The sequence below is a fragment of the Ktedonobacter sp. SOSP1-52 genome, from assembly GCF_016587395.1.
Genome location: NZ_BNJH01000006.1, coordinates 503,490 through 520,619, shown reverse-complemented (window position 1 = coordinate 520,619; position 17,130 = coordinate 503,490). Strand labels below are relative to the sequence as shown.

Annotated in this window: 18 protein-coding genes and 1 riboswitch; of the genes, 11 read left to right on the top strand and 7 right to left on the bottom strand. The window is 55.8% G+C overall.

The annotated features are described in order from the left end of the window. From cobO to cobU, 3 genes are all read right to left on the bottom strand, one after another. Nucleotides 1-660 (bottom strand): cob(I)yrinic acid a,c-diamide adenosyltransferase, encoded by a 660-nt coding sequence (gene cobO, locus JMJ16_RS47430; protein WP_201393029.1) that lies wholly within the window; start codon nt 658-660, stop codon nt 1-3. A gap of 101 nt (nt 661-761) precedes the next feature. After that, a complete protein-coding gene (locus tag JMJ16_RS47425) occupies nt 762-1,751 on the bottom strand; it encodes an ABC transporter substrate-binding protein (RefSeq protein WP_201393028.1) in 990 nt (329 codons plus the stop codon). A 178-nt stretch (nt 1,752-1,929) separates the two neighbouring features. Further along, nucleotides 1,930-2,149, bottom strand: a riboswitch (cobalamin riboswitch). 18 nt (nt 2,150-2,167) lie between these two features. Next, a complete protein-coding gene (cobU, locus tag JMJ16_RS47420; protein ID WP_201393027.1) occupies nt 2,168-2,779 on the bottom strand; it encodes a bifunctional adenosylcobinamide kinase/adenosylcobinamide-phosphate guanylyltransferase in 612 nt (203 codons plus the stop codon). A 165-nt stretch (nt 2,780-2,944) separates the two neighbouring features. Between cobU and JMJ16_RS47415 the strand changes: the two genes are divergently transcribed. Together JMJ16_RS47415 and JMJ16_RS47410 are read left to right on the top strand one after the other, a co-directional pair. Continuing rightward, nucleotides 2,945-3,586: a metal-dependent hydrolase gene (locus JMJ16_RS47415; RefSeq protein ID WP_201393026.1), complete on the top strand. Its 642-nt coding sequence runs from the start codon at nt 2,945-2,947 to the stop codon at nt 3,584-3,586. 126 nt (nt 3,587-3,712) lie between these two features. Next, entirely contained in the window at nt 3,713-6,223 is a 2,511-nt protein-coding gene (locus JMJ16_RS47410) for a glycoside hydrolase family 2 protein (RefSeq protein WP_236602039.1), read from the top strand. A gap of 193 nt (nt 6,224-6,416) precedes the next feature. Here JMJ16_RS47410 and JMJ16_RS47405 read toward each other — a convergent pair whose 3' ends face one another. After that, nucleotides 6,417-6,887 (bottom strand): SgcJ/EcaC family oxidoreductase, encoded by a 471-nt coding sequence (locus JMJ16_RS47405; protein ID WP_201393025.1) that lies wholly within the window; start codon nt 6,885-6,887, stop codon nt 6,417-6,419. A 176-nt stretch (nt 6,888-7,063) separates the two neighbouring features. Between JMJ16_RS47405 and JMJ16_RS47400 the strand changes: the two genes are divergently transcribed. The 4 genes from JMJ16_RS47400 (at nt 7,064) to JMJ16_RS47385 (ending at nt 9,978) form a co-directional block, all read left to right on the top strand. Next, nucleotides 7,064-7,549 carry a MarR family winged helix-turn-helix transcriptional regulator gene (locus JMJ16_RS47400; RefSeq protein WP_201393024.1) on the top strand — a complete coding sequence of 162 codons (486 nt, stop codon included), beginning with the start codon at nt 7,064-7,066 and terminating at the stop codon, nt 7,547-7,549. Between the two features lie 245 nt (nt 7,550-7,794). Continuing rightward, the gene (locus JMJ16_RS47395; protein ID WP_201393023.1) at nt 7,795-8,382 is read left to right on the top strand and encodes a TetR/AcrR family transcriptional regulator; all 588 of its coding nucleotides are present in this window, start codon (nt 7,795-7,797) and stop codon (nt 8,380-8,382) included. Between the two features lie 116 nt (nt 8,383-8,498). Then, nucleotides 8,499-9,218: an MBL fold metallo-hydrolase gene (locus tag JMJ16_RS47390; RefSeq protein WP_201393022.1), complete on the top strand. Its 720-nt coding sequence runs from the start codon at nt 8,499-8,501 to the stop codon at nt 9,216-9,218. A 142-nt stretch (nt 9,219-9,360) separates the two neighbouring features. Next, complete coding sequence (locus JMJ16_RS47385; RefSeq protein WP_201393020.1) at nt 9,361-9,978, top strand: class I SAM-dependent methyltransferase; 618 nt, start codon at nt 9,361-9,363, stop codon at nt 9,976-9,978. Nucleotides 9,979-10,057: 79 nt separating this feature from the next. Here JMJ16_RS47385 and cobS read toward each other — a convergent pair whose 3' ends face one another. The 3 genes from cobS to JMJ16_RS47370 all read right to left on the bottom strand — a co-directional run bounded on the left by cobS (nt 10,058) and on the right by JMJ16_RS47370 (nt 12,402). Beyond that, on the bottom strand, nt 10,058-11,020 hold the full coding sequence (gene cobS, locus JMJ16_RS47380) for an adenosylcobinamide-GDP ribazoletransferase (protein ID WP_201393018.1): 963 nt from the start codon (nt 11,018-11,020) through the stop codon (nt 10,058-10,060). Nucleotides 11,021-11,074: 54 nt separating this feature from the next. Next, nucleotides 11,075-11,770 carry a histidine phosphatase family protein gene (locus JMJ16_RS47375; RefSeq protein WP_201393016.1) on the bottom strand — a complete coding sequence of 232 codons (696 nt, stop codon included), beginning with the start codon at nt 11,768-11,770 and terminating at the stop codon, nt 11,075-11,077. A gap of 158 nt (nt 11,771-11,928) precedes the next feature. Further along, nucleotides 11,929-12,402 carry an MGMT family protein gene (locus JMJ16_RS47370; RefSeq protein ID WP_201393014.1) on the bottom strand — a complete coding sequence of 158 codons (474 nt, stop codon included), beginning with the start codon at nt 12,400-12,402 and terminating at the stop codon, nt 11,929-11,931. A 518-nt stretch (nt 12,403-12,920) separates the two neighbouring features. On the opposite strand from JMJ16_RS47370, the gene JMJ16_RS47360 reads away from it, so the two are divergent. The 5 genes from JMJ16_RS47360 to ureC all read left to right on the top strand — a co-directional run bounded on the left by JMJ16_RS47360 (nt 12,921) and on the right by ureC (nt 17,085). Next, the gene (locus JMJ16_RS47360) at nt 12,921-13,634 is read left to right on the top strand and encodes an urease accessory protein UreF (protein ID WP_201393010.1); all 714 of its coding nucleotides are present in this window, start codon (nt 12,921-12,923) and stop codon (nt 13,632-13,634) included. Nucleotides 13,635-13,776: 142 nt separating this feature from the next. After that, nucleotides 13,777-14,682, top strand: a complete 906-nt coding sequence (locus JMJ16_RS47355; protein ID WP_201393007.1) for an urease accessory protein UreD — start codon at nt 13,777-13,779, stop codon at nt 14,680-14,682. 18 nt (nt 14,683-14,700) lie between these two features. Next, a complete protein-coding gene (locus JMJ16_RS47350; protein ID WP_201392376.1) occupies nt 14,701-15,027 on the top strand; it encodes an urease subunit gamma in 327 nt (108 codons plus the stop codon). Then, the gene (locus JMJ16_RS47345) at nt 15,014-15,364 is read left to right on the top strand and encodes an urease subunit beta (protein ID WP_201393005.1); all 351 of its coding nucleotides are present in this window, start codon (nt 15,014-15,016) and stop codon (nt 15,362-15,364) included. The genes JMJ16_RS47350 and JMJ16_RS47345 overlap by 14 nt, the downstream gene beginning before the upstream one ends. Further along, nucleotides 15,361-17,085: an urease subunit alpha gene (ureC, locus tag JMJ16_RS47340; RefSeq protein WP_201393003.1), complete on the top strand. Its 1,725-nt coding sequence runs from the start codon at nt 15,361-15,363 to the stop codon at nt 17,083-17,085. The genes JMJ16_RS47345 and ureC overlap by 4 nt, the downstream gene beginning before the upstream one ends. Nucleotides 17,086-17,130: the final 45 nt, after the last annotated feature.

Sequence of the window (17,130 nt, the reverse complement as noted above, 5' to 3'; positions counted from 1 at the left end):
CTAAAACTCGATGCCCTTCTGGGCCTTGACTCCGGCGTCGTAGTGATGCTTTATATCCGTGATCTCCGAGACTGTATCGGCATACTCGATCAGTTCAGGGATGGCGTAGCGGCCTGTGATAACGATGTGCATCCCCTCTGGGCGCTGCTCCAGCACCTGGTGCACCTCTTCCCAGGCCAGCCAGCCGTATTTAAGGACATAGGTCATCTCGTCCAGCACTATCAGGTCATAGTCGCCCGAGAGGATCTTCAGTTTGCAGATCTCCCAGCCCTGGCGCGCCAGCTCTTTATCCTTCTCGATGTCCTTGGAGAGCCAGGTAAAACCATCGCCCAAAGGGTGAATCTCGATGCCTGCCTTGCGCGCCGCTTTCTCCTCGCCCCAGTTGGCTGTGCGCGCCTTGATAAATTGCAGCATGCAGACACGTAGGCCCTGGCCCCAGGCGCGGAAGAGCAGGCCCAGCGCCGCTGTGGTCTTCCCTTTGCCCTTCCCGGTGTTGAGAATGACCAATCCCTTCTTCTTCGCGCTCTTTGCGCGTTCGCGCCGGGCCGCATGGCTGGCGCGCTGGCGCTTCAGCCGCTCCTCTTCGCTTAGTTCTACGTCCTCCTCTGGATCGTACCCCTCCTCTATTTCCTCGTTGTGTTCCAGTTCTTCTTCTGTCATGACCACCACTCCTCGCGCCTGCGGCGCGTATTAGGGTGATGGGGGAGTGACTGGAGGGGCCGTTGGTCCCTCCAGTCACTCCCCCATCACTGACTCTTTATTTAGACTGTACCGGTACAGTAATCGGGGAGCGCACCGGGGAATTTGTCGGGGTGAATGATCTGGGCAACGCATTGTAAACCCTGCACGAGGCGCGGGCCAGGGCGCTGCATGATGTCAGCGTTGACACGGTAGACTTTGCGGTCCTTAAAGGCCTGGATGGTGCTCCAGTTGGCGCGCTTATAGACGCTATCAGGGGTGCCACCATAGGCGGGGTCTTCCGTAAGAATCACGATCTGGGGGTTGGCGCTCAAAACCGCCTCGTCGGTAACCTGGGGGTACCCTTCGTTGGCGGTATTGCTATGAAAGATGTTGGTGGCACTGGCATCTTGCAATAGTTCGTCACCAAACGAGCCGCCACCAAAGACATAGGGCTTACCAGGCGTGCTATCATCAACCTCGAGCAAGACCCTTGGCGCGGGGGTACCCGCAACCTTCTGCTCGATATCATCGCGCTCCTTCTTCAATTGCGCGACCAGGTCATTAGCCTTGGCTTCACTATAGGTCAGGCGCCCCACCAGCTGAATCTGGTCAAAGGTCTGGCTGAAATTTGTCAGGGAGAGGTCAACGATGTTGACGCCAGAGTCCTTAAGTTTGCTATCATATTGCTTGGTCAGCCCGCCAGAGGAGAGAACCAGGTCAGGCTTGAGCGCGATAATCTGCTCAACGTTGTAGCCCTGAGTGCTAGAGACCTTGGGGAGCTTCGCCAGGTCAGTGGGATAGTTTGTAAAGGCATCCACCCCAATAACCCTGCTTTGCAGGCCCAGTGCGCCCAGGATCTCGCTGGTGCTGGCTGTGAGCGATATAATGCGCTGGGGGGCCGCTTTAGGCATATTAATGGGTTTGCCGTAGTAATCGTTCGCCGGGGCCTGCGTCGCCGTGGGTGTGGCGGATGAACCTGTCTGTGTAGAGCCACTACAGGCCGCCAGCAGCGCGCAGAGCGCCACTAACATCAGGGGCAACAGACGATGGGAGATGACACAGGTAGACATGAGTCGTACTCCTCCAAATATATCAAGATAGACAACGACACTGCCCGTCGTCACCTCGCGCCCTTTGGAGGTATTGCAGAAGACATGGGGAAAAGGTTTCCAGCGTACGGCAGGAATCGCCTCGCAACCCTTCAAAGCCTCAACGCTGTTCCATGTACTCGCTCCTTTGACGCGAAGGATGAGATCGGCACTATTGGGCAGGTCTCCTGGCTTCTGGCTGCAAACGCTTCTCACCGACCTTCCCGCGCGCAACAGAACGCAGTGGTATGTTTATGCACCCCTTCTCGGGGCTGGTGAGTCGCTCGCCAGTTACAGTAGCGCGACTGCGCCGGACTCGCACCGGCTTCCCTATTCTGCCCGCTATAGCTCTGCGGGCCACCCAATGTGTTTGATGTGTATCAACAACAGGCTCTATTCTACCACCACGGGGGCGTGGCACGCAAATGCTTCAGTTCCAAAGGCAGACCAGCCACGAGCAAGTACACGCGCTCCGCGGCCTCCGCCAGGTGCTGATTGACCCTTCCTAACCCATCGCGATACACGCGCCCCAGAGGGGTATCTGGCACCAACCCCAGGCCCACCTCATTCGAGACCACCAGCAATGTTTTCCCTGAAGGAAGCTCTCGCACCGCCTCCAATAGCCGCTCTACCTCGCCCAACAACTCCTGGTCAAAGAGCGTGCCAGGTTGTGCGATCTCACCCTCGCAGACTACCCCGCTCTCACGAAAGAGCCAGTTGGAGAGCCAGAGTGTCATACAATCTAACACAAGCACATCGGCCACCTGCGCCCCCTCGCGCACCGCCCTCGCCAGGTCCAGCGGCTCCTCAATCGTCACCCACTGCTCCGAGCGGTCGGCGCGATGCCGGGCGATGCGCTCGCGCATCTCCTCATCGCTCGCCATGGCCGTGGCGATAAATGCCACTTCTCGCCCGCTCGCCTCGGCTATACGCTCGGCGAAGGCGCTCTTCCCACTACGCGCCCCACCCAGCACCAGTACCAACCGCGGACGCTTCTCATCGCTACTCATCAAATTTCTTCCCTCCTAAATCCCTATGCTTACTTTCATGATATACTGAAGCATATCACCATTTCCATATTCCAACATCTCAAAAAGAATAGATCTACTATCAAAGCAACCATCCCGATTGCATAGGTGCACCACACCTCAAGCGCTAGAGAGGATTTCCCAGGCATGAAAGGGCATAACCATATCGCCTTTAGCCTTGCCGCAGCCGCTGTCGTCAACACGCTCATCTTCGACGTTACGCACCTCTCAATGGCTGGTAGCCCGGTCAACCTGGCCCTCACAGAGCAGCTTCTCCCCCTGGCCTCACAATCGCTCACCTTCACCGATCTCCTCTATAAAAGCGCCTTCTATGGCGGGATCGTGCTTGGCTCGGTCGCGCCCGATATCGATCATCCCAAGAGTCTTATCAGCCATCTCTTCCCCTGGGCCAGCCGCATCGTGACCAGTTTCTGCAAGCATCGCACACTTACCCACAGCCTGCCTGGTATTGTTGCAGCGACCATCTTCTGGGGCATCCTGCTCGCGCTGGGACTCGGTCTCTTCAATGCCGCTATTTTCTCCCTCTCTGCCGAGATGATGCATGCCGCCTTCCTCTTCTACCTCGCAACCACCCTTGGTTGCCTCCTACACAGCTTTGAAGATACCATGACCTTCGCTGGCATCCCCTGGCTCTATCCCCTCTCCAGGCGTAGTCAGCGCTTCCCCTTCATCCACTTTCGTTCCGGTAGCCTCACTGAGTACGCCGTCGTACTCTTCTTTATTGTGCTCGTAGGCCTCGGCCTACTCTACCACCTCTTCTTTGTCTAGTTCAAACACGGGCTGAGAATCTATCAACCATCTGGACATTGACCCAGGTCAATATGATACTATTATCAACATTGACGTTCTCGTCCATAACCTGCTCTACGATGAGCTAAGAAGAGATGGTTTATCTTGAAAAAACTGAGTCTGCCTTTGGCAACGAACTGGTTGGTAAAAGAACGGAATATGTCCCTCTCTGTCGAGAAGGATGGCAAGAGCGAGGAGGGCTGGATTCCCGCGTCAGTACCTGGTACAGTCCACCAGGCCCTGCTTGATGCTAAGCGCATTCCCGATCCGTTCCAGGGTACTAATGAGAATGATATTCAGTGGATCGGCGAGCGTGACTGGCTCTATCGCTGCTCCTTTACGCTTATAGATGATGTCCAGGCCGCTGAACATGTTGTGTTACACTTTGAAGGCCTGGACACCTATGCAACGGTCTGGCTCAATGGCGTGGAGATCGCGCGCAGCACCAATATGTTTGTGCCCCTACACGTCGAAGTCACTAACCTGCTCCGCCCCGGTCAGAATGAGCTCTTGATTAATTTTGAGTCCGCGCTCAGACTGGGTCAAACCCTGGAAGCCCAACATGGCAAGCACACATCCTGGAACGGCGATAGTAGCCGCTTATATGTCAGAAAAGCGCAATATCACTATGGCTGGGACTGGGGTCCAATCTTACTTACCGCAGGCCCCTGGCGCGCTATCTCGCTGCTCGCCTATAAGAGCCGCATCGTCGATGTGTTGTCTCAGACTGAGGTCAGCCCCGATCTAGAAAGCGCGCTGCTCTCTGTCACCACAGATATTGAGCTTGGTGGCACAGATCCTGCTAATGTCTCATGCAGTGTCAGTATCTATGATTCACAGAATACGCTCGTTGGCGAGCAGGAACTTCCTGGCACGACCCTGGAACTTCTGCCTGACCATGGACAATATCGTCTACAAGCCAGACTACAGATTGTCCAGCCACAGCTCTGGTGGCCACGTGGATATGGCGCGCAGCCTCTTTACCGCCTGGTGGTAACGCTTCACGATGAGCAAGGCAGTACCCTGGACCAGCGCGAGATACGCACAGGACTACGCCGCCTGGAGCTGAGCCAGCATGCTTTCTCCGATCAACCAGGGAGCTCGTTTTACTTTACCATCAACAATACGCCTATCTTCTGTGGGGGCGCAAACTGGATACCCGCTGATTCACTGACGCCGCGCATCTCGCCCGAGCGCTATCGTGCCTGGGTGCAACTGGCGGCGGATGCTAATATGGCCATGCTGCGCGTCTGGGGAGGTGGTATCTATGAAGAGGATGTCTTCTATGATGCCTGCGATGAACTTGGTATCCTGGTCTGGCAGGATTTCATGTTTGCCTGTGGCATGTATCCCGCGCTAGACTGGTTCCAGGCCAGTGTCAGGGCGGAGGCCGAGGCTGCTGTTCGGCGCTTACATCATCACCCCAGTATCGCACTCTGGTGCGGCAATAACGAAGATTACCTGATCGCATCTTCTCAGGGACACTATGATGCCACGTTCGAGGGTGACTTTACCGCCATTCAATTCTCCGCCCGTGAACTCTACGAGCGCGTACTCCCCGAGGTGTGTGCCCGCCTCGATCCCTCACGCCCCTACTGGCGCGGCAGTCCCTATGGTGGCACCAATGGCAATAATCCCGAAGTAGGTGATCAACACGTCTGGGATGTCTGGCATGGTTTTATGAGGAAGTACCAGGACTACTCCAGCCTTGGAGGCCGTTTCATCAGCGAATTCGGTATGCAAGCCACACCAGTTCGCGCAACGATTGAAGCCTTTACCTCAGCAGAGGAGCGCTATCCACTCAGTCGCACCCTGGAGCACCATAATAAGGCTTCTGACGGATCACGCCGCCTGGCTGTTTACCTCTCCGATACGGTGCGCAATCCGGCCGATCTTGATAGCTACATCTACGCCACCCAACTTGTCCAATCGGAAGCACTCTGCTCAGGCATCCAAGGTTGGCGCCGCCAGTGGCAGGGACCGGGCAAAGAGTATATCGGAGGCGCCCTGGTCTGGCAGATCAATGACTGCTGGCCCGTCACAAGCTGGGCCATGGTCGATTACTACCTGCGCCCGAAGCCTGCCTACTACAGTGTGCGCCGCGAGCTGGCTCCTATCGTCGTCGGTCTCGCCACACAGGATAAGCAACAGGCCGCCGTCTGGGCCGTCAACGCCACGCAGCAGCCGCTCGATGTCCACCTGGCCCTCCAGTGGTGGACCCTCGAAGGCGAGCTGGTCGACGAACAGGACCACGCCTACACGCTCGCGCCCAATCAGGCGACCGAGCTGCAAACGGCCCCCTTTGCGACCACTACAGGCCACATCCTGGGCGCACGTCTGCTTCAGGGAGACCAGGTTCTGGCACAAGCCACCCTCTGGCCTGAACCTTTCAAATATCTCACCCTGCCCGAACCCGGCATCCATGTGGAACGACTGGGTCCGGACACACTCTCGCTGCAAACGCAGCGCCCCGCCAAGGGCGTCTGGCTCACAGCCGAGGACGGGGTCAAATGGAGCGACAACATGCTCGATCTCCTGCCAGGCGAGAGCTATATCCTTAAGGTCGAGGGCCTGAAGCACGACAGCGTCATTCACATCGATTGGCTCCGCTCGTAGTGATGACACATAACCCAGGAGAAAGGAGTGCCAGCGATCGCTGGCACTCCTTTCTCCTGGGCTGAAACTCTGCCCTCCCTTCCTCGCTTTTGCAAATTTGGCATGCTTTCCTCTCTTCTCTTCTGAAAAAGAGCCCCTGGGAAGGTGGTTACCCTGCCTGAGACGCTCCACTGCGGTTGTGTAGTACGCTTGCTCACTGTTCGCCTCGCTGTGTAGGTCCTCCCGACTGGAAGGCATGGGACATCACGCGGTTATTCTGAAAGGCACGGATCTTCCATTGTCCATCGCGCTTGATGAGAACAGTTGTATTCACCGATTGGCGGTCAGCGGGAACCTCTGACTGGCCCTCCAGGCGCGATGTGCCACCTCCAATGATCAACGCAACCGTGGGAGCCAGGAACTTCACTATTGGCCGTACATTCCCGTAGCCTTCCAGTTGAGAGCCTTTTAGAGGACCATCGAAGAGAAGCTGGTGTAGGCGGGCAATGACTTCTCTACTATGACTATGCGTTCCCATGACATCGATATAGTCGGCATCCTCGGTAAAACATTCGCCATAGCTCTGCCCATCGCCCCGGTTCCAGCAGAGCACAAGCTGTTGCAACACGTTTTGGATCGCCTCCACGTCAGTAGAAAAGGTTGTGTTATCATCTGTATGAGTCATTTTTTCTGCTCCTTTATTTATCGCATTTTGGGCGGAGCAAGTTCTGCCCCTACAGTTTTGCCCCCAACATAGCATGTACACATCATACAAATCTATGGTAGAATAAGCCGCGCCAACCTAATATCTAGTTCAATCTAGATATTAGGCATATCTAATAATATACACGGAGGACCGGTTTGTCAAGTAGTAATTCAACACCTCGCTTGGAGCGAGAGAAACTCATTGAGGCCGTTATAAACGCGAGCCGTGAGAGCAGCACGATGGCGGTCTTTTTCCATAGCATTATCGCCGAGCGTTCAGGACTGGGAGCAACCGAGGAGAAGACACTTTCGCTCCTTGAGAGATTGGGACCGTTGACCGCGGGCGAGATCGCGCACCACACTGGGCTGACCACACCCTCTGTGACCAGCCTGGTTGATCGCCTCGAAAGCAAAGGCTTCGTGAGTCGGATACGGGATACCCAGGATCGACGGCGCGTCATCGTGGAACTGAACAAGACACAGCTCGCGGAAATGAATAATGTATTCAACACATTGCGGGAGAACTTCCACGACTTTCTTGATGTTTATAGCGACGAGCAACTGGCAACCATCGCGGACTTTCTCACACGTTCAGTCCAGCGTTCTCACGCATTCATGGCAAACTTGGCACACAAAGACTAGGCCGACACTACTAATACAGAAGCGTTGGAGACCATTACAACTCAGGACGCCCATGGTTAGTTTACTCACTGTGGATACCTTGTGATGGGAGCTGAACCCGTTTTGTCAGAGGAACAGCTCTTTATAGCTCAAGCCTTCTGATCATTGCTCTGGCGCGTAAGATCCTCTAAACGTAGCATAAATATACATCATTCCAATTTACTGGTCCTTGACATTCTCATGACTAGTACTGTATAGTACTAGTCATGAGAAGCACATCGAATCGTGATCAGGTCATCAAGGTAGGGGCCGAGCTATTTCTTGCTCATGGCTTTACTACCACAAGTATGGATGACGTGGTCAAACAGAGTGGCGTTGCCAAATCGAATATCTACTATCATTTTCAGAGCAAGGACGAGCTGGCCCTGGCTGTGCTAGAGAAGCATATCGCTTCGCTGCAACTGCTCTTCCGCCAGTGCGTGCTTGAAAACAAGGACGACACACTTTTACAGAAGCTACGAACGTATACCGATGGGTTGATCGCTGAACTTGTAGAGCGCGAATGCATCGGCGGTTGCCCCCTTATGTCGCTCATGGTGGAGGCTGGCAAGACCAACGAACGTCTGCGCGAACGTCTGCGCCAGTTCTTCAGCCAGCAAAACCAGGGGCTTGAAAGGCTCCTGAACGAGGGAAAGCGCCTGGGAGAAATTCGTTCTGACCTGCCAACATCAGCCCTTGCTTCTCTGTTCATTTCATGGCTTGAAGGGAGCCTGATGGTGGCTAGCATCGAGAAGAGCGCCACAGCGCTCCGGCAAGAACGCGATGCCCTGCTTCACCTGTTCCAATCCTCCTGATCACTGAAACTAGAGTGGCCCTCTTTTTTAAATGACGGTCTGTCAAATAGAAAGAAGCGTGCTCTTTTTTTGCGCACATATTAGTACTGACTAGTACTAAATAAAGGAGAATAGCTATGCAACACATTCAACATAGTATTTCTAGTATCGAGGGTCTGCGCCTCGCCCACAGCTATGTCATCGAGGCCACCGATGGCCTGACGCTTGTCGATACGGGGGTTCCCGGCTCTCTTCCTCAGATGGAGAAGGAGCTCAAGAACGCAGGATATCAGCTCAATCAGGTCAAACGCATCCTTATCACGCACGCCCACTGGGATCACTATGGCAGCCTGGCCGCACTCAAGGAGGTAACTGACGCCCAGGTCTACGCCCACCATCGCTATGAGAGCGCAGTCATTCGTGGCGAGAAGAGACCCCTGCATCCTTCAAAGGCGGAGCTAGGCGCCTTTGACCGCATCATCTATGATGCCTGGGTGATACCCAAGCTACGCCATACCGTAGCTGTTCCGGTCGATTATGAACTCAAGGAGGGAGATCGACTCGATGAGGTACTTCCCGGCCTGGAGGTTGTGGACCTGGGGGGACATAGCCCGGGCCAGTGTGGCTTCTGGCACGCGGAGCGCGGTATTCTCTTTGGAGGGGATGTTATGGTGCGCTCTCCCCTAGGCCGTTTCCTCCTACCTATGGTTGCAGCGACTCCCGATATAGCCGAGGCCAAACGCTCAATTCACAAAGTTGCTGAACTAAATATCGCAACCATCTGCCTCGGCCACGGTCAACCACTCATCGGCAACGCTGCCAACACCATTAAAGCCTTTGCCAATAAGCTCTCTTAAGCCTGGACGAATCAGGCTAAACCGCCGAAAATCAGGTGAAGGTTTGACACAGAGGTTCTTGACCCAGCACTTTTGGTCGAACCTTCAGCCAAGTTAGCACGAGAACTTGCGAGGAGATGAGCGAACGCTTATACTACAGACCATGACAAAGCATCTCGCCGAACAGATCCCTGAGATATATGAGCGATACGCTCTTGAATGGGATGCTGATCGCAATAGCAGACAATGGAATGACAAGGGTTGGCATGATCGGTTCGTCAAATGCCTGACCGAAGGTGCAACCGTTCTCGACCTTGGATGTGGGTCAGGAATGCCTGTCGCTCACAATCTCGTACAGCATGGACTTCGTGTCACTGGTGTCGATACCTCTTCGACGCTCATCGCCCTCTGTCGCAAGCGCATGCCGGAGCAGGAGTGGATTGTGTCGGATATGCGGGCAGTCGCGCTTCACCGGCGATTTGACGGCATTCTCGGTTGGGACAGCTTTTTCTTCCTCAAGACCGATGATCAGCGAAAAATGTTCAAGGTGTTCGCCGCCCACGCAGCCCCTTCCGCTTTCCTTCTGTTCAATACGGGTCCACGGCACGGCGAGGCGATTGGTGAGTATCGGGGAGAACCACTCTACCATGCCAGCCTCGATCCAGCGGAATACCAGATGTTGCTTGATCAATTCGGTTTCGACGTTGTGGCACATGCTGTCGAAGACCCTACTGCTGGTGGACGAACAGTCTGGCTTGCTCAATCTCGAAGGCAATCGTGATCGTACACAGCCCAGATTCAGAAGTGTACCAGCTCCACTCTTCGCCTCGTTTACCAATAGATCCATTAACATGTGCCGCTTAGAGCAGCGCCAGTACAAGGAGCAACACAACCTCAGTGAGTTCTTCAATCGCACCATAGCTGTCGCCTGTCAGGCCGCCTATCTGCGCGTTTATCCAGTTGCCAAACAGGAGGGCACAGATACCCGCGCACACCCAGATCAGCAGGCCTATGAGCAGACCCAACCCCGAAGCCAGCCAGGCACCCGCTATCAGTGCGATCACCAGCGAGATAATGCCTGCCTGCAATACCTGTCCGCGTGTGACCATCTGCCTGTAGCTGACACCCAGGCCACTCGTGCGCGCATTGGGGAAAACATACAACGCGAGCAGCATGGCCCAACGTCCCAGAACCAGTGTCAGCATGAGCGAGGGCACCAGGTGCGCGCCCGAGATGCTCCCCAGAAAGGCCCACTTGAGCAGCAGTGCGCAGATACCCCCCAGGACACCAAAGCTACCTACGCGACTATCGCACATGATCTCCAGTTTGCGCTCACGCGTTCTTCCTCCCAGCAACCCATCACACGAGTCCATTAAGCCATCCAGGTGTAGCCCACCTGTCAGGATCACCAGCCCGACGACACACAGCGCGGCCAACGCCAAGTGTGGCAGACGAAAGCCCAATATCCAGGTGACCAGCCATAAGAGCAAGCCAAAGACCAAGCCAACTATAGGAAAATAGGCGGCGCCGATCCTTGTCTGACTGCTTGTGCTAGCGTCCTGCGTGCTCTGCGGCGCTCGTCCCGACCTCGAAGGTACTGGCAATACGGAGAGGAACTGTACTGCCGCGACGAACTCAGCATACTGCTCGCCCAATGAAGTATTTGTTGGGGATAGCGATGGTCGCCACTTTGGTCCGCGCGGGGGCTGTGATCCCGACGCTTGCCGCCCCCTGCTCACGCTACCATAGCTCGTTCCTCCCGGTCGCCAGGATCCCGAGTCTCGCTCGGTTGGCATACTGTGTGGTGTTGGCTCGTTCTCCATACTTTAACTGCGCTCCTTCTCCCGCGATACCAGTTTTATCATCTACTCAATATATTACCTCTGCTCATTCAGAAGAGCCAGTATGGCTGCTAGCGGCTCACCCTCTTTCTGACCGGGAAAGAGGTCAATAGCGCTCAGCGAACCAGGGTCCAGGCGAAACTGCCACTGGCGCTCCACAGGAGACGCCAGTAAGAGACATAGCAACACACGCAATGGACCACCATGACTTACAAGCACATAATGAGCCTGTTCCTCACTACGCACCCTAACCCCAACATTCACATCCATAAATACTCTGTGTAAGCCCTTACGCACGCGCGTAATCAGTTGCTCAAAGCTCTCTCCACCTGGCGACGCCTCGCCTATCGGATCACGGAAAAAGCCTGGTTGCTCTGAAGTATTGGCCATAATCTCTTCATAGGTCAGGCCTTCCCAGGCACCAAAATGCATCTCTCGCCACTCCAGCGCCTGTTCTATGGTCACCGATCCAGGTACGCCCTGGCTGATGATTTCGGCTGTCTGTACAGCACGCCGGGTATCGCTACTATAAATTTTTGCAATGGCCTGTCCCTTGAAGCGCCGCGCCAGCCAGCGAGCCTGTTCCTCCCCTTCTGATACGAGCGGTGGGTCACTCCAGCCACAATAGCGCTTCTCGACGCTCCACTGCGTCATCCCATGCCGCGCCAACCACAGCCTCAACGGCCTGCGTAATATCCTCAAGTCTTCCAGGCTCACATCATCAACCACCATCTCACCCCCTTAATATACGCAATCATTAGAGCATCTACCAAATTGTAGGGACCAAGCTGGCTTGAACTTTTTCTGAGGGCAGCAATGATCAGCTCCCATGGCAAGGCTATGCTAGCATGGTTCCTCCATAATCAGTAGCCGCGTACGCCAGTAGCGGGCTACTCTCCACGTAGCTCCTCGCGCAAAGGCGAGGCCGGATCGTTTTGCAGGAGAAAGAGCAGGCGCTTGCTAGAGCCGCCGCTGTCAGGGGTGGCGGCGCTCACAATCTGCTGCAGCTCTTCCGCATCCAGGTCGCGCGAGGGATCCCAGCCGTAGCGTTTGATGTCCACGCGATCCTCCCCGGAGAACTCAATGCCTTCAGCCTCTAACAGCTCGCGCATGCGCCCCTTCTGTCCAAAGGCCCAGCTTCCGCTCAGCTCGCCCTTGCTATTCACCACGCGCTGCGCGGGCACTCCTTCATGGGCTTCATTCATAAACCAGCCAATCATGCGTGCCCCGCGTGGATAGCCCAGCGCCTTGCCAATCCAGCCATAGGTTGTCACCCGCCCCACCGGACATGCCTCCACCAAGGCAAAGACCCGCGCCTTCAACAGCCCCACTGGCTCTGGCGTCGTAGAAGAATTCTGTATCATGTCACCCTTCCTTTTACGTAATTCCTGTAAGCTCAAAACGCATAGTACCGCAATCCCCCCTGCCGATGCAAGAGTAAGTGCTATTTACGTATACACAGATCCATACCAGCCCATCATACCAGCAATGCACCTTCTCTTCTAACTATTTTCAGTCTTACTTGATGACATTTGCGCATCACACATTTTTCTTAAAGCATACTCATGTTGATCAATATATTTCATGCAAAGGAGCAGCTTATGAATCAGCAACGGCAGGCGGAATCGGGCTTTGATCGAGTAGACCAGGCTGGCTACGCCCCAGGAGTATGGATGTGTCACACCAGAAGAGGCCGATAAATGAATTGAGTACATTGGAGAGGCCAATCACTCTGGGCGCTTCTTTCACACGCTGACCTCGTTCATCACTCTGGGGCAGAAGCCAGGGTAATTAGTCGCTAGTACTCTTTCCTTGCATTTAGGCTTTTTAGACAGTACACTCTCTTTAACCCCTGATAACTAAGAAAGAAAGTAGGTCGCGCTTGGTACATAGCCAGGATCTTCAGCTCCTACAACTACTGCAACTGGCAGATAGCGCCCTTCCCATCGGCAGTACCGCGCACTCCTATGGCCTGGAGACGCTCGCCGACGATGGACATCTCACCAGCGAGCAGCTCTTCGCTTTCTTCTCTGACTATATGCAAGAGAACGGGCTACTAGAGGGTATCTTCTGCCGCGAAGCTTGCCGCCTTAGCAAGCTCTCGCCTGCTGATTTCGCACCTTCCTGGCAAGTGCTCAATACGCGTCTAAGTGCTTTCAAGAGCGCGCGCGAGTCACGTATGGCAAGCATCACACTGGGAAGGCGCTTCCTCCAGTTCGTCCAGTTACTGGCTCAGGAAAGCGATTGGAGCGAACTCCTGGCGCAGGCGCTACGCCTAGCAAAGTCAGCTCAGAGCGAGGCCCACTATTGCGCAACCTTTGGCCTGGTCGGTGGTATGTTGGAGATAGAGGAATCAACCCTGGTGCTGGCCTATCTCCAACAAACCCTGACCAGCCTGGTCTATGCCTGTCAGCGCCTGCTACCTGTAGGCCAGAACCAGGCCAGTAGCATTATCTGGCATCTCAAGCCAATTCTAATTGAGGTTGGAAAGCGTATCGATCACACCTCCCTGGATGAGGTCACTAGCTTTATCTTCCTGCCGGACCTGGCAAGCATGCGCCACCCAACCCTTACCACCCGGCTCTTTATCAGCTAAAAAAGCTATCGATCACACTTGCTGCGAAAGTGTGATCGATTCAAAAGCTCAGTGTTGAGCCCGGCGCTACTTGCGTACGCGCCTACTGCCGACAGTAGGCGCGTACGCAAGTAGCGCCGGGCCATTAGATTGCCTGTTTACTATGCTTCATACAGAGTCTGAAAATCAAATCAATCACACTCAACTTGAACCTGCTCAGTTCAGACCAGACATCCGGGGAGCGCTTCATCTGCGCTTCGTGCACTCCGAGGCCCACACAACAACGCGCCTGCGCGTGGAGCAACAGCGCCCGCCGCTACGCGTGATTCGCTCCTTTCCTCTGCCAGAGGGTGGCGCGCTGGTCCACCTGCACAATCTCTCGGGTGGGGTCCTGGGCGGCGATCAATTGGAGCTACATGCAACCCTGGAGGCAGGCGCCTATGCGCAGCTTACCTCGACGAGCGCCACGCGCCTCTATCGCAGTTGTCCTGGTGATTCCCTGGCTCGCCAGAACACTCTGCTCCGCGTCGGCGAGCATGCCCTGCTCGAATACCTGCCCGATCCCCTGATACCTTTTGCTGGCTCTCGTTATCAACAGGTGACACGCATCGAGCTGGCCCAGGACGCGGGCCTCTTCTACTGGGAGATCGTGGCGCCAGGACGCAGCGAGGAGCGCTTCGCCTACCAACAGCTCTTCCTGGACCTGGACATATACACACCCGAACGCCTGATCGCCTGTGAGCGCGCCCACCTGGAACCATCTCTGCGGCCCCTTACCTCGTCCACACGCCTGGGACCCTACACCCATTTCTGTACCTTTTATATCTGCCGCGTAGGCCTTGACACCAGTCGCTGGACACAACTGGAGCGCGAACTGGCAGAAATGGCCCAGGAGATCAGCTCTCAGGAGACACTCTGGGGCGTAAGCACGCTCTCCGCGCATGGCCTGGTCATCCGCGCGCTCAGCAAGCAGGGCCGCAGTCTCCAACAGCAGCTACCAAACTTCTGGCACAAGGCACGCACAGCCCTCTACGGCCGGAGCGCCACCATGCCACGCAAAATCTATTAAGTAGAAAAGGAGCTTATCTTGCAACTAACGCAACGCGAACAGGAGAAACTCTTGATTTTTGTGGCCGCCGAGCTGGCGCGCAAACGCCAGCAGCGCGGCCTCAAGCTAAACTATCCCGAGGCTATGGCCATTCTGACAGCTGAGATTATGGAGGCGGCCCGTGATGGGCGCAGCGTCTCTGAGATTATGACGTTTGGAACAACCATCCTGAGCCGTGAAGATGTGATGGATGGCATCGCGGAGATGATTACGGAGGTCCAGGTCGAAGCCACCTTCCCCGACGGCACCAAATTGGTGACTCTTCACGACCCCATTCAGGAGGAGAGCAGATATGAAACCAGGTGAATATTTTCTTGACGACGAGGCAGGCGATATTCTGGCTAATGCCGGGCGCACTATCACCGACCTCCAGGTAACGCATACAGGCGACCGCCCCGTCCAGGTTGGTAGCCACTTCCATTTCTACGAGGTCAACTCCGCCCTCCAGTTTGAGCGCGCCACGGCCTATGGCATGCGCCTGAACATTCCCGCAGGCACAGCGGTACGCTTCGAGCCTGGCGACGAAAAGGTCGTTACGCTTGTGCCCTTCGCCGGGGCGCGCATTGTATATGGGCACGCCGGGCGTGTCAATGGTCCCCTGGCCCCAGAAGCGCCTACAGAGAAAGGTGAGAGCGCCCTATGAGTCTGCACATTCCACGCCAGACCTATGCCGACCTCTATGGCCCAACCGTGGGCGACCGCGTGCGCCTGGCCGATACCGACCTGATTATCGAGGTGGAGCAAGATTTTACCACCTATGGCGACGAGATCACCTTCGGTGGCGGCAAGGTTATCCGCGATGGCATGGGCCAGAGTAGTCGCGCCACGCGTGAAGGAGTCAATGGCGCGCTGGACCTGGTCATCACTAACGCCCTAATCATCGACCACTGGGGCATCGTCAAAGGTGATATCGGCGTCAAAGATGGGCGCATTGTCAAGGTTGGCAAGGCTGGAAATCCCGATACCATGGCCGGGATCGATCCTGAGCTGGTCGTTGGCTCCTCAACCGAGGTTATCGCGGGCGAGAATATGCTCGTCACAGCGGGTGGTATCGATAGCCATATCCACTTTATCGCGCCCCAGCAGATCTATGAGGCCATCTCCAGCGGCATCACGACCATGCTTGGTGGCGGCACTGGTCCCGCGACTGGCACGAACGCTACAACTTGTACACCTGGGGCCTGGAATCTAGCGCGCATGCTCCAGGCGGCAGAGGCCTGGCCGGTCAACCTGGGCTTTCTCGGCAAGGGCAATACCTCGACCACGGAGCCGCTCAGCGAGCAGATCTGGGCTGGGGCCTGTGGCCTTAAGCTTCACGAGGACTGGGGCACAACGCCCGCTGCCATCGATACTTGCCTATACATCGCCGATCAGTACGATGTGCAGGTCGCGATCCATACCGATACCATCAACGAGGCTGGCTTCGTCGAGAATACCATCGCCGCTATTGCCGGGCGCACCATCCATACCTATCATACCGAGGGCGCGGGCGGTGGACATGCCCCTGATATCATCCGCATCGCCTCGTATCCCTATATTCTGCCCTCTTCCACAAATCCGACGCGCCCCTACACAGTTAATACTATCGCGGAACACCTGGATATGCTCATGGTCTGCCACCACTTGAATCCCCAGGTTCCCGAGGATGTGGCCTTCGCCGAGAGCCGCATCCGGCCCGAGACCATCGCCGCGGAGGACATTCTGCATGACCTGGGAGTCTTCAGCATGATCTCTAGCGACTCCCAGGCCATGGGGCGCGTGGGCGAAGTTATCTTGCGTACCTGGCAGACGGCACATAAGATGAAGCAGCAGCGCGGACACCTGCTAGAGGACTCGGAGCGCAACGACAACTTCCGTGTCAAGCGCTATGTCGCCAAGTACACCATCAACCCGGCCATCACTCATGGTATAGCCAAACATGTCGGCTCCATCGAGGCGGGTAAGCTGGCAGACCTCGTACTCTGGAAGCCTGCCTTCTTTGGCGTCAAACCTGAACTGATCATCAAGGGCGGCTTTATCGCCTGGGGCGCGATGGGCGACGCCAATGCCTCGATTCCGACGCCGCAGCCAGTCATGTATCGACCCATGTTCGGCTCCTTCGGCGGAGCCACCGCCGCTACCAGCCTGACCTTTACCTCTCAGGCCGCCATCGAGGCAGACCTGCCTCGCAAGCTCGGCCTGCGCAAACAAGCTGTCGCGGTCCAAAACTGCCGGACCATCGGCAAGACCGACATGCTCCACAACGCATCCATGCCCACCATCGAGGTCGATCCCGAAACCTACGAAGTACGCGCCGACGGAGAACTCCTCACCTGCGAGCCCGCGACCGAGCTCCCCATGGCCCAGCGCTACTTCCTGTTTTAATTCCTATAACACCAGGATTACAATGGAAATAGATAACCTGAAGCG

What these genes read in the sequence shown, in the direction of transcription:
- JMJ16_RS47425 (WP_201393028.1), bottom strand. Translation starts at nt 1,751, where the DNA reads ATGTCTACCTGTGTCATCTCCCATCGTCTGTTGCCCCTGATGTTAGTG.
- cobO (WP_201393029.1), bottom strand. Translation starts at nt 660, where the DNA reads ATGACAGAAGAAGAACTGGAACACAACGAGGAAATAGAGGAGGGGTAC.
- JMJ16_RS47395 (WP_201393023.1), top strand. Translation starts at nt 7,795, where the DNA reads ATGAGAAGCACATCGAATCGTGATCAGGTCATCAAGGTAGGGGCCGAG.
- JMJ16_RS47385 (WP_201393020.1), top strand. Translation starts at nt 9,361, where the DNA reads ATGACAAAGCATCTCGCCGAACAGATCCCTGAGATATATGAGCGATAC.
- JMJ16_RS47370 (WP_201393014.1), bottom strand. Translation starts at nt 12,402, where the DNA reads ATGATACAGAATTCTTCTACGACGCCAGAGCCAGTGGGGCTGTTGAAG.
- JMJ16_RS47375 (WP_201393016.1), bottom strand. Translation starts at nt 11,770, where the DNA reads ATGGTGGTTGATGATGTGAGCCTGGAAGACTTGAGGATATTACGCAGG.
- JMJ16_RS47390 (WP_201393022.1), top strand. Translation starts at nt 8,499, where the DNA reads ATGCAACACATTCAACATAGTATTTCTAGTATCGAGGGTCTGCGCCTC.
- cobS (WP_201393018.1), bottom strand. Translation starts at nt 11,020, where the DNA reads ATGGAGAACGAGCCAACACCACACAGTATGCCAACCGAGCGAGACTCG.
- cobU (WP_201393027.1), bottom strand. Translation starts at nt 2,779, where the DNA reads ATGAGTAGCGATGAGAAGCGTCCGCGGTTGGTACTGGTGCTGGGTGGG.
- JMJ16_RS47345 (WP_201393005.1), top strand. Translation starts at nt 15,014, where the DNA reads ATGAAACCAGGTGAATATTTTCTTGACGACGAGGCAGGCGATATTCTG.
- ureC (WP_201393003.1), top strand. Translation starts at nt 15,361, where the DNA reads ATGAGTCTGCACATTCCACGCCAGACCTATGCCGACCTCTATGGCCCA.
- JMJ16_RS47355 (WP_201393007.1), top strand. Translation starts at nt 13,777, where the DNA reads ATGCTTCATACAGAGTCTGAAAATCAAATCAATCACACTCAACTTGAA.
- JMJ16_RS47405 (WP_201393025.1), bottom strand. Translation starts at nt 6,887, where the DNA reads ATGACTCATACAGATGATAACACAACCTTTTCTACTGACGTGGAGGCG.
- JMJ16_RS47415 (WP_201393026.1), top strand. Translation starts at nt 2,945, where the DNA reads ATGAAAGGGCATAACCATATCGCCTTTAGCCTTGCCGCAGCCGCTGTC.